Raw genomic sequence first — 12,951 nt, 5'->3', positions numbered from 1 at the left:
ATGCATGTAGTTTCCAATAGTTTGAGAAGAATGCCAAGAAACTCCCCACCTGATGGGTTCACCGGTGGATGCCCGCCCCGACACGTCAGTGGGGAAATGCCACCCCTGGCCGAACTCAGAGTCCCAGCTGGGCCAGCTCTTCGGCGGTAAAGCCGGCCTGGGAGAGGATTTCCCGCGAGTGCTGTCCCAGGGCCGGGGGTGGGCGCAGCGGCGTGTCGCCCATGCGCAGAGGTGTGAGCAGGTGGGTCACCTTGCGCCCCCGCTGCGGATCCTCCGCCTCGACGAAGAGGCCTCGGGCGCGGTGCTGGGGATCGGCGAGCACCTCGTCGCCTTCCAGCACGGGCTCGATGCACAGGTCGGTGCCGGCCAGCAGCTGCTGCCAGTGGGCCAGGGGGTGCTCGGCGAAGAGGCGCGCCAGCTCGGCCTTGGCCCGCTCCGCGCCCTGCCCCAGCTCGTAGCCGGACTCGAGCAGATCCATGCGCCCCAGCCGCTCACACAGGCCGGCGAAGAACTTGGGCTCCAGCGAGCCCACGGCCAGCCACCGGTCATCCTTCGTGCGGTAGAGGCCGTAGCAGGCGTAGCCGCCGTTGAGCCCCTCGCGCCCTCGCTGGAGCGGCTGGCCCTGCTCGCCCATGACGAGCCGCGCGGCCAGGTGCATGTGCAGGAAGGCCATGGAGCCCTCCGTCATGGACACGTCCACGAAGCGGCCCTGGCCGGTGCGCTCGCGCTCGTGCAGCGCCGCGAGGATGCCCACCAGCGCGAAGAGGCTGCCGCCGCCGATGTCGCCGATCTGCACGCCCGGGAAGGCCGGTGCGCCGCCCGCCGCGCCGCCGTACCCGAGCACCCCGGCGCGGGCGACGTAGTTGATGTCATGCCCCGCCTTGAGCCGGTCCGGCCCCGTCTGCCCGTACCCGGAGATGGCGCAGTAGATGAGGCGCGGGTTCTCCGCGCGCAGGGCGGCCTCGCCCAGCCCGAGCTTGTCCATGACGCCGGGCCGGAAGCTCTCCACCAGCACGTCATAGCCGCGCACCAGGCGCTTGAGCGCGTCGCGGCCCTGGGGCGTCTTGAGGTTGAGCGTCAGCGAGCGCTTGTTGCGGTTGAGCCCGTAGAAGAGCGCGCTCTCGTCGTCGCGCAGGGGGGGCATCTGGCGGATGTAGTCGCCGCCGTCGGGGTCCTCCACCTTGTCCACGGTGGCGCCCAGGTCCGCGAGGACGAGCGTGGCGTACGGCCCGGGCAGCAGCCGGGAGAGATCCAGCACCTTGAGGCCGGACAGAGGGAGCGAGTTCATGGTGACAGGGGGGGGTCCACACGACAGCGGCGCGGCCCCCGGTGGGAGGTCGCGCCGCGGTGAAGGCACCCGCTGGGGTGCCGCGAACAGGAGCGGGGACTACGACAGCAGCTTGGCCAGCTTCATCGCCAGGCCCATGTCCATGGGCTTGAACTTGAGCTTGCCCTGCATGGCCGCCATCTGCGGGTTGAGCTGCTTCTGGCGGATCTTCACGAAGTCCTCGCCGCTGCAGGTGATGGCCATCTTCGCGGTGCCGTTGGCGCCGGTGGAGACCCAGTCGGAGTCCTTGGTCAGGTCCAGCGTCCAGGTACCACCGGTGTCCCCGGTGATGTTGAAGTGGATGATCGCGTTGATGTCCTTGGCCAGCTCCGGCTTCTGCTTGAGCACGCCGGGAATCTCAGTCTCGAGAATGTCCTTCGCCGTCATGGGTCCCTCCTGGTTTTGATTGACGAATCAACGACGGGCGGACCGTAGTGTCCGTGCCCTGGCAGGTCAAGCCCGTGGCGGTTCCTTCGTGGCCTGGGGCGTGGACGGCGAGCCCTTGAGCGCGCGGCGCACCATCTCGAGCAGATCATTGAGCTCGAAGGGCTTGGCCAGGTGGCCCACCGCGCCGATGTCCAGCGCCTTGCTGCCCACGTTGCGGTCCGCGCTCAGGACGATGAGCGGGATGCTGGAGATGGCGGGCGGCTTCTGGCGCATGCGCTGGGCGAACTCCCAGCCATCCATCACCGGCATCATCAGGTCCAGGAGGATGAGCTGCGGAGGATCCGGCTCGAGCCGCTCCAGCGCCTCCTTCCCGTTGCGAGCGCGGCGGATCTCGAAGCCCTCGGCTTCCAGAATCTCCGAGAGGGCCTCCAGGATGTCCGGATCATCGTCGACGACCAGGATCACGGTCGAACCACTGGGCTGTGTGTTGGACGGAGCCAGAAAGTCTTCTCCCGAGAATGCGACGGAGGATTCTCCATGATTTCAGCCACCTGCGGCGCAAGAAAGTGGTGGCGCTCCCCCGCGAGCGGGGGCCCGTTGCAAAACCGACAGTCCCGCCCCACCCTTTCCCGTGATCCGTCGGAACCTGGAGGGTGGCGAGATGGGCCAGAGGGAGCGAGGAGCAGGCGGTACCATGGAAGCTCCCGGGCTCGTCCTGCTGCCAAGGCAGGGGCCCCCTCGCCTGCTCAGCCCCTGGCTGCTCGAGCACCTGGGGCTCGAGGCGTTCCCGCCCTTCATCGAGTCGGCGGGGGATCTGCTGGAGCTGGCCGGGTTCCGTCCCCGGGCCGGCACGGATGACGTCTGGGAGCGCGGCGGCACGGCCCTGCGCGTGGGCGAGGTGCCCCTGGAGGATGGCGCGCGGCTGCTGTGGACCTGGACACTGAGTGAGCAGACCGAGGAGTCCACGAAGCACCGGGTGCGCTACCTGGGCCTGGCCTCGCATGATCTGCGGGGCGCGCTGGCCAACATCCGCTCGTATGCCGCCATGCTCCTCAGCGGCCGCATTCCGCTGGAGCCCAAGGCGCAGCGCGGGCTGGAGACCATCCTGCGCAACGCGGACAGGGCGCTCTCCTTCTCGCAGGACTTCTTCGACTCCAGCCGCGCGGAGCTTGGCTCGCTGTCCTTCGAGCGGGAGCGGCAGCCGCTCGAGCCCCTGCTCGCCGCTTCGGTGGAGCGCCACCAGACGGCGGCGAAGACGGCGGGGGTGGCGGTGGTGCTGGACGGACACGCGCCCCTGCCGCTGGTGGACATCGACGGGGGCCGCATCCAGCACGCGGTGGAGGCGTTCGTGCTGCACCAGCTGAGCCGCGCCCAGCCCGACGAGTACATCCATGTGCGCGCCGTGCCGGAGGCCACGGGGATCCGCATCGAGGTGCGGCGCGAGGGCCTGCCCCTGTCCGAGGAGGACTCCGCGCTGGTGTTCCAGCACGAGGAGCGCGCCTTCCGGGAGAAGAAGCTGGAGGACCCGCTGCGCCTGCACCTGGCCCGCCAGGAGGTGGAGGTGCACGGGGGAAGTGTCGGAGTGGAGACGGATGCGACGGGGACCACCCTCTTCCTGACGCTCCCGGGCGGGGTTTCCCGGGAACTTGCCCCTCCAGCAGCCGCCCAGCCCTGAATCCCCTTCCGAGTCACTGGCGAGCCGCCCCTCTGACCGGTATGCTGGTCGGGCTTACTTCCAGGAGCGGTCGAATGGGCGGTCTCAGGATGCCAGAGCTGTTGATCATCTTCGCGGTGCTGCTGCTGCTGTTCGGCGGCACGAAGCTGCCGCAGCTGGGCGCTTCGCTGGGCAGCGCGATCAAGAACTTCAAGCGCGGCTTCAGCAGCGACAACGATCCGCCTCCCGAGGAGAAGAAGCCCCAGAATGGGACGCTCGCCAGCGCCACCACGGTGGACCAGAGCGCTCAGGCCAAGTCGGCCACCCCGCAGAGCTGAGCTTCCCACCCTCGCCGCAGGCGTGAACGCCCGACCCACCTCGTACTCCGAGGTGAGGCCGGGCGTCGTCGTTTCAGGAAGCGGCAGGCCGTGGGCCCGGGGGAGCTCCCCGGGCCCGGAGCGGCTCAGTCGGCGCTCTTGCCCTCGTACAGCTTGGAGATGGTGGCCGCGTACTTCTGGCTGCAGAACTTCCGCTTCACCTTGAGCGTCGGCGTCAGCTCACCGCTCTCCTGGGTGAAGTCGCTGTCCATGATCTCGAACTTCTTGAGGGTGCTGTAGGGCGGCTGCTCCTCGTTGACCTTGGCGATGATCTCCTGCACGGCGGCGCGGACTTCCGGCCGCTTGCCCAGGTCCGCGTAGGCGCCCGGCTCGATGCCCTTGTCCTTGAGCAGCTTGCGCGCCGGATCCTCCGCCACGGTGATGAGCACCACCAGGAACGGGCGCTGGTCGCCGTAGACCATGGCCTGACTGATGAGCGGGAACGTCTTGAGCGTGTTCTCCAGGTTCTGCGGCGCCACGTTCTTGCCGCCCGCGGTGACGATGATGTCCTTCTTGCGGTCGGTGATGCGCAGGCAGCCATCCGCGTCCAGCTCGCCGATGTCGCCGGTGTGGAACCAGCCGTCCGGCTCCATCACCTCGGCGGTGGCGGTGGGGTTCTTGTAGTAGCCCTTCATCACGCATGGGCCGCGCACGAGGATCTCCCCGTCCGAGGCGATCTTGATCTCGGTGCCGGGCAGCGCCGGCCCCACCGTGCCGATCTTGATCTTCTCCGGCCGGTTGCAGTTGCAGGGCGCGGACGTCTCGGTGAGGCCGTAGCCCTCGAGCACCTTGAAGCCGAGCAGATCGAAGAAGTAGGCGATCTTGCGCGACAGCGGCGCGCCGCCCGAGACGAACAGGCGCATGTTGCCGCCCAGCTTCTCGTCCAGCGTGGCGCGCACCTTGTTGAACACCAGCGCCTTGGCCAGCGAGAAGCCCAGCGAGCTGTACTCGCGGCCCTGCATGCGCGCCTCGGCGTACTCGTCGAAGAGCGAGAAGGCCCAGCGGAACAGCTTGCCCTTCAGGCCCGGCGCCGCCGAGCCGTTGGCCACCACGTTGTTGTAGACCTTCTCGAAGACGCGCGGCACCGCCGGCAGCACCGACGGCCGCGTCTCGGCCAGGTTGGCCAGCAGCTTGTCCACCGACTCGGCGATCACCAGCCGGTAGGCCATGCCCAGCCACGCCGCCTTCACCACCTGCGCGAACACGTGCGCCAGCGGCAGGAACAGCATCACCGAGTCATTCGGCTCCATCAGGCCGATCTTCCGCGCCGCCTCGGCGTGGTAGGCCCAGTTGCCGTGCGTGAGGATCACACCCTTCGGATCGCCCGTGGTGCCCGAGGTGTACACGAAGCCCCACACGTCATCCTGCTTCACCGCCTGGGCGCGCTCCTCGAAGGCCCCCGGACGCGCCTTCAGCGCCTCCTGGCCCTTGGCCATCAGCTCCGAGAGCTTCATCTCCCGGTCGCCGGAGACATCGCCCTCGAAGACGACGACGCTCTTCACCGTGGGACAGTCCGCCAGCCGCTGGCGGATGCGCGAAAGTCGCCCGGCCTGCTTGGCGTCCTTCTCGTCGCTGTCCACGAAGAGCAGCGTGGCCTCCGAGTGGTTGAGGATGTACTTGCACTCGTCCGGAGTGTTGGACGAGTAGATGGGCACGGTGACGGCCTGCGCGGCGGAGACGGCCAGATCGCACACCAGCCACTGCAGCGAGGTGCCGGCGAAGATGGCCACCCGGTCGCCGGGCTTCACGCCGTGCGCCAGCAGGCCCTCCGACAGCGTCTTCACCTGCTGGAGCACCTCTCCCCAGGAGGTGTCCTGCCACTTCCCGTCCTTCTTGTGGGTGACGGAAACCTTCGAGGACTCCTGGGCACGCTGGATCAGCAGCTCGACCAGGTTCTTCGCCGCAGCCCCAGTGGCAGGGGCTGACATCGGCATATGACTCTCCGCTCTCATTCCAGCTCCTTCGCGATCTTCGCTTCCACCGACTTGGCCCACTCTTGAACCCGCCGGCCCTCCGGCGGGTCGTACGCAATACTGCCCTGCTTCACCTTCTGGATCGCCTCCTGGGCCTTCTGCGCCTTGTCGTCCGCCAGCAGCGTCTCGGCCAGGTAATAATAGGCGCGCAGGTTGCCCGGATACTTCGCGATCACCTTCTCGTACAACTTCGCGGACTCAGCCAGGTCCCGCTTCGGCCAGGGCAGCTCGTAGTGGTAGCGACCCTTCGCCAGCCAGGGCCCGCCGCTCTCGAAGCCGGGATCGATCTGGATGGCCGCGTCGAGCCGCTCGTTGAACTTGCCCTCCAGGCCGTCCTTGAGCGCCCGCATGATGCCCACCGCCTGCGAGTACACGCCGATGCCCGCGGCCGCGTAGTACTGGCACTCCACACGCTGGGGGGCCAGCTTCACGCCCTTCTCGCAGGCGTCCCACGCCTGCTTGCCGAGCACCTTCTTCAGCTTCTCGCCCGCCCCATCCGCCTGCCACACCAGCAGGCGCGCCGAGCGCCACAGCAGCTCGTAGTCCTCGGGAGCCGCCTGCAGCTCCTTCTTGAGCGACTCCTCCAGCTCCTTGAGGGCGGCCGGCTCCCCCCGCTTCACGAGCAGCGCGTCCAGGCTGGCCAGCAGCTCGGGAGCCGCCGCGTGGGCCGGGACGGCCACGAGCAGGGAAAGGGCAAGGAAAATCAAGCGCATGGGCGGCGGTGTTAACACGCGCTCTCGTCCGCCAGCAACCCGACCTGCCATGTCGGGTCGCGTCGGAGAAGAGGGAAGCCCAGAAAAACAAGAAGGGCGGCCCCCGGAAGCCATGTCCGGGGAACCGCCCTGCTCGCGGAAGGAGGGGGAGGGAAGGAACTCAGGCCGCGTCGGCGGCCAGATTCTCGGCGTCCTCGTTCTCCTCGTCCTGGTTGAAGGCGGAGAGGTAGCGCTCGAGGAAGCTCTTCGTCTTCAGCTCCACCTGGCGCACGCGCTCACGCGACACGCCCCAGCGCTGACCCAGCTCCTCCAGCGTCAGCGGCTTGTCCTGGGTGAGCCGCTCCTGGAGGATGTCCCACCCCAGATCGCCAATGCGCTTGCGCACCTTGGCCAGGGCCTCCTGCACCTCCACGTTCTGCTCGCGCGACAGGAACACGTCCTGCGGCGACGGGCCGGCGTCCTCCAGCCGGTCCAGGAACGTCGTCTCTCCCTCCTCGTCGATCGAGGCGTCCAGGGAGAAGTCCACCATGCTGCCGCGCTCGGACTCACCTCCGCGTACCTGGCTGCGGTTGTCCTTCAGGTAGCGGGTGATGTAGGCGCGAATCCACCACACCGCGTAGGTGGCGAAGCGCACGTTCTTCTTGGGATCGAAGTGCTCGATCGCCTTCATCAGACCGACATTGCCCTCCTGGATGAGGTCATCCAGCCGGGCGCCTCGGTTGGCGAACTTCTTGGCGACGGCGACCACGAACGCCAGGTTGGAGGTCGCCAGGGTCTGCCGAGCCGACTCCTCACCTTTGCGCGCCCTTCTCGCCAGTTCGTATTCCTGCTCACGGGTGAGCTGCTGGTGCCCACCGAGGTGACGCAGATAGTGCGACAGGCCCTCTGCCGCATACTTTGTCGTGTTGGCCATGATTCCCGACCTCCGTTCCGAGATGCTCTCGACGCGCTGTCACTCCCGAACGCGCCGACTTGCTACTAAGACGCGCAACGAGCGAAAGGGTTTCTCATTCCAGTGCGGGAATTTTTTCGCCTGTTAGCGGGTGTGACAGGGCCGTCACGTTTGGGTGTTCCATGGGACCTGGGGACACCTGAGACGTGGGGGGCCCGGCGCGCGTTTCCAGTGCTGCCGCGTCTCTAGAAACGCTTGGGATCGGGAAACATTTTCTCGGGATTGAGCAGGCCTGATGGGTCGAAGAAGGCCTTGAGCCGACGCTGGAGCTCGAGCACGGCCGGGGGCTGTTCCAGGGCCAGGTACTCCCGCTTGGCGTGTCCTACCCCATGCTCGCCGGTGATCGTGCCACCTAGCTGCACCGTCATTTCGAGCATGCGTCGGATAGCCGTCTCTACGAGTGGGCGCTGGTGGGGCCCCTCGTAGAGGATGTTGGCGTGAAGATTGCCATCTCCAGCGTGCCCGTAGGTGGCGACCATGAGGCCGAGCTCGGCACCCATGGCTTTGAGTTTCTCGATGATTTCGGGAATACGGGAGCGCGGAACCGCGATGTCCTCCGAGATCTTGTGAGGCTTGAGCGCGCGCAGGGCCCTGGACACGCTCCGTCGGGCAGCCCAGAGCTTCTCGCGCTGCTCCTCGTTCTGGGCCACGAGCGTCTGCGTGGCGCCCAGGCGCTCGCAGAGCTCTCCGGCCTGGGCCAGCTCGGCCAGCAGGCCCTCCTCCACGTTGCCGTCCACCTCGAGGATGACGGCGGAGCCGGCGCCCGGCGGGAAGTGGAAGCCCCGGCCGTCCACGGCCTTCAGGGCCACGTCGTCGATGAGCTCCAGCGTGCGCGGCAGGATGCCCGCGGCGAGCACCGCCGTCACGGCACGCGCCGCGGTGAGCACCGAGTCGAAGATGACGAGCGCCGTCATCACGTGCCGGGGCTTGGGGATGAGCTGGAGGGTGATCTCGGTGGCCACGCCGAGCGTGCCCTCGGAGCCCACGAAGAGGCCCACGAGATCGTAGCCGGCCACGCCCTTGATGGTGCGCCGGCCCACCTGGACAATGTCGCCGCTGGGGAGCACCCACTCCAGGCCGACGACGTAGTCGCGCGTGACGCCGTACTTGAGCGCTCGGGGGCCGCCCGCGTTCTCCGCGACGTTGCCGCCCATCGTGCAGAACTCCCACGAGTTCGGATCGGGCGGGTAGAAGAGCCCTGCCTCCTCCACCGCCTTCATGAGGTCGCCCGTGAGGACACCGGGCTCCACCACGGCGGTGAGATCCTCCACGGAGACGGAGCGGATGCGGTTCATGCGCTCCAGGCTCACCGACACGCCGCCTCGCAGGGGCAGCGAGCCTCCGCTCTTGCCGCTGCGCGCGCCGCAAGGGGTGAAGGGCACGCCCAGCGCCTGGCACGTCTTGAAGACCGCCGAGACCTGCGCCGCGCTCTCGGGGAAGACGACGATGTCCGGCGGGTAGACGCCGCTGTCGGACTCGTCGCGGGAGTATTGCGCGCGGGTGTCGTCGTCGCGGCGCACCTGCGCGGGGGAGAGCACCTCGAGGAGCGCCGTCCACGCTCGCTCGAGCCGCTCGAGCTCCACGCGCGGGAAGGTCTTCTCGGAGGGCATGCTCATCGCGGCATCCCCAGCCGCGTCCAGAGCTCGCGGCGCAGGGCTCCATCCTTGCGCAGGCGCCCCTCGTAGGCCTCCGCGTGCGTGATGGCGTCCGACTGCTGGTCGCCTCGGAGGCGCAGGCAGGCCTGCTTCGCCTCGATGATGCACGCGGTGGCGGGGCTGCCCAGCACCCGGGCGAGCGAGCCAGCCACCTGCCGGGCGAGCTCCTCCTGGAGGATGAGGCGGTGGGCATAGCAGTCCACCAGCGCGGCGAGCCGCCCGAAGCCCACCACCTGCTTGCCGGGGACATACGCCACGTGCGCCCGGCCCTCGAAGGGCAGCAGGTGGTGCGGACACATGGAGCGGAAGCGCAGGTTCGTCACCACCACCAGCTCGCCCGAGGAGTCCTCGGGGCCCGGAAAGGTCTCCCCGAGCGCCTGCTCGGGCGTGCGCGCGTAGCCGTCGAGGAACTCCTTCGCCCACGCCTCGGCCACCCGCTCCGGCGTTCCAGCGAGGTTCTCGTCCGCGAGCGACAGGCCCGCGGCGAGCAGGAAGTCCCTCACCGCGGTGGCCATGGCGGCCACGTCGGGGGCGGCGGACGGAGTGGCTCGCGGCTGGCGGCGAGAGGCTCGGGAGTTGGCCACGGATGGTGCTCCTTCGTTCGGTGACGGCATCAGGGGGGCGACACGCTACCCGAGAACGGCGCGACCTGAATCTCCTCACCCACCACGCGCAGCGGATAGGTGCGGATCCGGGCGCCTCGGATGATCGGACACAGGCCCGTCCGCACATCGAAGGGCCAGGCGTGCAGGGGGCAGTGCATCACGTACCCCTCGAGGTCTCCCTCGGAGAGCGAGCCCTCCCGGTGGGGGCAGGCATCCTGGAAGGCGAACAGCTCGCCCTCCACACGGACGATGGCCACCCGAGCCCCCTCCACCTGCACCACGGTCCGGCCCCGCGAGTCGAGCTCCGCGAGCCGGGCCACCGGAATGTATTGCTGCGAAGGTTGTCTCTCCACGAGTGGATCTCCAACACCGGGTCCGCGATGACCATCCCATCGAGAAACACGATGGGAGGCTGGTTGAATGGGGGCTGGCCCCTGCCCGTCCCTGCCTTGACACCTCTGGAGTCCGTCAGTAGAGCAGTCAAGCTACCTCATCATCCTCGATGATCGCTCCCACCCCTGCACCCCGAAGCCTCCTCGCGACGATGCTCGTCGCGCTGTGGATCGTGCAGCCGCTGGTGACGGTCCTCCACTCCCGGGAGCACGCGCACCGCTTCTGCCCGGAGCACCAGACCTTCGAGGAGACGGCGCGCGGCTCGGGGCAGTGGCAGACTCACGGCTCGAGCAGCGCGCCGGTGCTCTCCGCCCTTCGCGCCGAGGCGGACGTCGACTCGCTGCGCTCCACGCACGACACGTGCCCGCTGCAGACGGCCAGCACGCGCAGTGATGCCCAGGCCCCCGAGACGATGCTGGTGCTTGCGGCGTGCGTGGGCACGAGCGTTCTGGCCACCGCGCCGCCCAGGTCCCTCTCCTCCGTCCCCATCCTCGCCACCGCTCCCAAGCTGTCGCCGCCGGCGCGCGCCTAGCGTCCCGTAGCGCGCCAGTTCTGGGTTGACGCTCGTGTCACGAGCGTCCGGTTTCGAGGAGTCTCAGAGTGCCATCCGCTTCACGCCGGACCTCCGGCTTCATCCGCATCGCTCCCTGTCTGCTCTGGCTGTGTGCCCTGCCCGCCACGGCCCAGCAGGCGCCTCCCGCCGCGAGTCCTCCTCCGGCTGCGTCCCCTCCTCCAGCCGACGCGAGCCCGCCCGCCGCCGAGGGCACCTCCACCGGCGAGGAGCTGAGCGCGGAGGAGATGGCCGAGATCGAGGCCGCCCTGGGCAAGGACAAGGGGGATGCCGCCGCCGCCACCCCGACGCCGGCCCCCGCGACCTCCGGCGTGCAGGTCTCGCCTGGCTCGGTCCGGGTGGGGACCAACAACCAGTGGCTCGACCTGAGCTTCATCGTGGACATGGCGCTGGCGGCCTTCACCGCCGAGGAGCCCCTGCAGCAGGGCGGGCATGACCCGAACACCAACGGGTTCAACTTCCAGCAGCTCGAGCTGAGCGTGCGCAGCGTGGTGGACCCCTACTTCCGCTTCGACAGCAACATCGTCTTCGCTCCGGCGGGCGTGGAGATCGAGGAGGTGTACGTCACCACGCTGGATCTGCCCGCCAACCTGCAGGTGCGCGCCGGCCAGTTCCTCACGCGCTTCGGCCGCATCAACCCCACGCACCCCCACTCGTGGGACTTCGCCGATCAGCCCTTCGCCATCGGGCGCGTCTTCGGCGCCGAGGGCGGCGCGGGCCTGGGCCTGGAAGTGTCCTGGCTCACGCCGCTGCCCTGGTACGTGGAGCTGGTGGGCTCGGCCACGGACGCCAGCGGCGAGGCCACCGCGCGCAGCTTCCTGGGCGGTGGTGGCGGCCGCGTCGTGTCGCCCCTGGACTTCGCGTTCACCGGAGCGGTGAAGCAGTTCTTCGAGCTCTCGGACGATCTGTCGCTGCTGTGGGGGCTGTCCTCCGCGGCGGGCCCCAACGCCACGGGCTATCGCAACTACACCAACGTCTTCGGCACGGACCTCTACCTCAAGTACCGGCCCACCACCGTGGCCAGCAACACCGTCGTCTCCCTGCAGGCGGAGCTGCTCTACCGCCGCCGGCAGGTTCCCAACGACGTGCTCGGCGACGTCAACGGCTACGCCCAGGTCCTCTGGCGCTTCACCCAGCGCTGGGCCACCGCCGCGCGCTACGAGTTCGGCTCGCCCGCGCGCGGCCAGGACGGCGCCCTCTCCAACGATCCACTCGATCCGGACTGGCTGTCCAACCGCCACCGCCTCTCCGCCAACCTCACCTTCTGGCCCACCGAGTTCTCCCGGCTGCGGCTGCAGGCGGCCACCGATCGCGCCGGCTGGCGGGACGGGCCGGACTACTCCGTCTTCCTCACCCTCGAAGCCGTCGTGGGCGCGCATGGCGCTCACACCTTCTGATCCCCTTCCATTGGAGACCTTCCGATGAACTCCTTGCGTCTCTCGGCCCTGTGCGCCGCCCTCGTCTGCCTCCTCGCCCTGCCCGCTCGCGCGGACCTCAACATCGTCACCACCGTGCCGGACCTGGCCGCCCTGACCAAGGCCGTGGGTGGCGACAAGGCCACGGTGACGGCGCTGGTCCTGCCCTCGCAGGATCCCCACTTCGTCGACGCCAGGCCCAGCCTCGCCCTGGCGCTCAACAAGGCCGACCTCCTCATCACCGTGGGCCTGGATCTGGAGATCGGTTGGCTGCCCACGCTCCAGCTCGGCGCGCGCAACCCGAAGATCCTCACGGGCAACCCGGGCTTCCTGGATGCCTCCCAGTTCGTGCAGCTGCTCGAGGTGCCCACCGTCCGCGTCGACCGCAGCCAGGGCGACATCCACCCAGGCGGCAACCCTCATTACCTCCATGATCCCCGCTCGGCCGTGGCGGTGGCGCGCGGCATCCAGGCGCAGATGGCGCGGCTCGATCCGGGGAACGCCGCCCTCTACAAGGCGAACCTGGACAAGTTGATCGCCGAGGTGGATGCGGCCCGGGCCGGCTGGGAGAAGCGCCTGAGCGCGCTGCGCGGCATGCCAGTCATCGCGTACCACCCCACGACGGCCTACCTGAGCTCCTGGCTGGGGTTCACCACCGTCGCGTACCTGGAGCCCAAGCCCGGCATCCCGCCCAATCCCGGCCACGTGGCCAGGGTGCTCGCCCAGGGCCGCCAGCAGAAGGCGCGGCTCATCGTCCAGGAGGAGTACTACCCGGATGCCACCTCCAAGCTCCTGGCCGCGAAGATCCCCGCCGGCCTCGCCACCCTCCCCAGCGGCTCGAACTTCCGCGAGGGCGAGACGTACGTCCAGCGCATGGAGCGGCTGGTGAAGTCCATCGAGCAGGCCCTCGCGCCGAAGGGGGGCTGAGC

The 12,951-nt window shown here is 68.9% G+C and carries 14 protein-coding genes; 5 read left to right on the top strand and 9 right to left on the bottom strand.

The annotated features are described in order from the left end of the window. Nucleotides 1-115: 115 nt before the first annotated feature. The 3 genes from KY572_RS23580 to KY572_RS23570 all read right to left on the bottom strand — a co-directional run bounded on the left by KY572_RS23580 (nucleotide 116) and on the right by KY572_RS23570 (nucleotide 2,179). Nucleotides 116-1,288 carry a CaiB/BaiF CoA transferase family protein gene (locus KY572_RS23580; protein ID WP_224245197.1) on the bottom strand — a complete coding sequence of 391 codons (1,173 nt, stop codon included), beginning with the start codon at nucleotides 1,286-1,288 and terminating at the stop codon, nucleotides 116-118. A 99-nt stretch (nucleotides 1,289-1,387) separates the two neighbouring features. After that, nucleotides 1,388-1,714 carry an SCP2 sterol-binding domain-containing protein gene (locus KY572_RS23575; RefSeq protein WP_224245196.1) on the bottom strand — a complete coding sequence of 109 codons (327 nt, stop codon included), beginning with the start codon at nucleotides 1,712-1,714 and terminating at the stop codon, nucleotides 1,388-1,390. 66 nt (nucleotides 1,715-1,780) lie between these two features. Next, nucleotides 1,781-2,179, bottom strand: a complete 399-nt coding sequence (locus KY572_RS23570) for a response regulator (protein ID WP_224245195.1) — start codon at nucleotides 2,177-2,179, stop codon at nucleotides 1,781-1,783. 229 nt (nucleotides 2,180-2,408) lie between these two features. Here KY572_RS23570 and KY572_RS23565 point away from each other — a divergent pair, with 229 nt between their 5' ends. After that, nucleotides 2,409-3,389, top strand: a complete 981-nt coding sequence (locus KY572_RS23565; RefSeq protein ID WP_224245194.1) for a sensor histidine kinase — start codon at nucleotides 2,409-2,411, stop codon at nucleotides 3,387-3,389. 74 nt (nucleotides 3,390-3,463) lie between these two features. Next, nucleotides 3,464-3,706 carry a twin-arginine translocase TatA/TatE family subunit gene (locus KY572_RS23560; RefSeq protein WP_224245193.1) on the top strand — a complete coding sequence of 81 codons (243 nt, stop codon included), beginning with the start codon at nucleotides 3,464-3,466 and terminating at the stop codon, nucleotides 3,704-3,706. A gap of 125 nt (nucleotides 3,707-3,831) precedes the next feature. On the opposite strand, the gene KY572_RS23555 is transcribed toward KY572_RS23560, so the two are convergent. The 6 genes from KY572_RS23555 to KY572_RS23530 form a co-directional block, all read right to left on the bottom strand. After that, nucleotides 3,832-5,697: an AMP-dependent synthetase/ligase gene (locus KY572_RS23555; protein WP_224245192.1), complete on the bottom strand. Its 1,866-nt coding sequence runs from the start codon at nucleotides 5,695-5,697 to the stop codon at nucleotides 3,832-3,834. Beyond that, on the bottom strand, nucleotides 5,694-6,431 hold the full coding sequence (locus KY572_RS23550; protein WP_224245191.1) for a tetratricopeptide repeat protein: 738 nt from the start codon (nucleotides 6,429-6,431) through the stop codon (nucleotides 5,694-5,696). The genes KY572_RS23555 and KY572_RS23550 overlap by 4 nt, the downstream gene beginning before the upstream one ends. Before the next feature lie 160 nt (nucleotides 6,432-6,591). After that, on the bottom strand, nucleotides 6,592-7,344 hold the full coding sequence (locus tag KY572_RS23545) for a sigma-70 family RNA polymerase sigma factor (protein ID WP_224245190.1): 753 nt from the start codon (nucleotides 7,342-7,344) through the stop codon (nucleotides 6,592-6,594). Between the two features lie 224 nt (nucleotides 7,345-7,568). Then, nucleotides 7,569-8,999 (bottom strand): FAD-binding oxidoreductase, encoded by a 1,431-nt coding sequence (locus tag KY572_RS23540; protein WP_224245189.1) that lies wholly within the window; start codon nucleotides 8,997-8,999, stop codon nucleotides 7,569-7,571. Continuing rightward, nucleotides 8,996-9,553 (bottom strand): GTP cyclohydrolase I, encoded by a 558-nt coding sequence (gene folE / locus KY572_RS23535; RefSeq protein ID WP_263451944.1) that lies wholly within the window; start codon nucleotides 9,551-9,553, stop codon nucleotides 8,996-8,998. Before folE ends, KY572_RS23540 begins: the two co-directional genes overlap by 4 nt. Nucleotides 9,554-9,651: 98 nt before the next feature. Next, on the bottom strand, nucleotides 9,652-9,996 hold the full coding sequence (locus tag KY572_RS23530; protein ID WP_224245187.1) for a Rieske (2Fe-2S) protein: 345 nt from the start codon (nucleotides 9,994-9,996) through the stop codon (nucleotides 9,652-9,654). Nucleotides 9,997-10,187: 191 nt separating this feature from the next. Between KY572_RS23530 and KY572_RS23525 the strand changes: the two genes are divergently transcribed. The 3 genes from KY572_RS23525 (at nucleotide 10,188) to KY572_RS23515 (ending at nucleotide 12,949) form a co-directional block, all read left to right on the top strand. Beyond that, the gene (locus KY572_RS23525; RefSeq protein ID WP_224245186.1) at nucleotides 10,188-10,568 is read left to right on the top strand and encodes a hypothetical protein; all 381 of its coding nucleotides are present in this window, start codon (nucleotides 10,188-10,190) and stop codon (nucleotides 10,566-10,568) included. A 68-nt stretch (nucleotides 10,569-10,636) separates the two neighbouring features. Next, a complete protein-coding gene (locus KY572_RS23520) occupies nucleotides 10,637-12,004 on the top strand; it encodes a zinc-regulated TonB-dependent outer membrane receptor (protein WP_224245185.1) in 1,368 nt (455 codons plus the stop codon). 24 nt (nucleotides 12,005-12,028) lie between these two features. After that, entirely contained in the window at nucleotides 12,029-12,949 is a 921-nt protein-coding gene (locus tag KY572_RS23515) for a metal ABC transporter substrate-binding protein (protein WP_224245184.1), read from the top strand. The last annotated feature ends 2 nt before the right edge of the window (nucleotides 12,950-12,951 follow it).

The sequence above is a fragment of the Hyalangium gracile genome, assembly GCF_020103725.1.
GTDB lineage: Bacteria > Myxococcota > Myxococcia > Myxococcales > Myxococcaceae > Hyalangium > Hyalangium gracile.
Note: the sequence above shows the minus strand (reverse complement) of the source record. Positions and strands in the feature narration are given on the sequence as shown.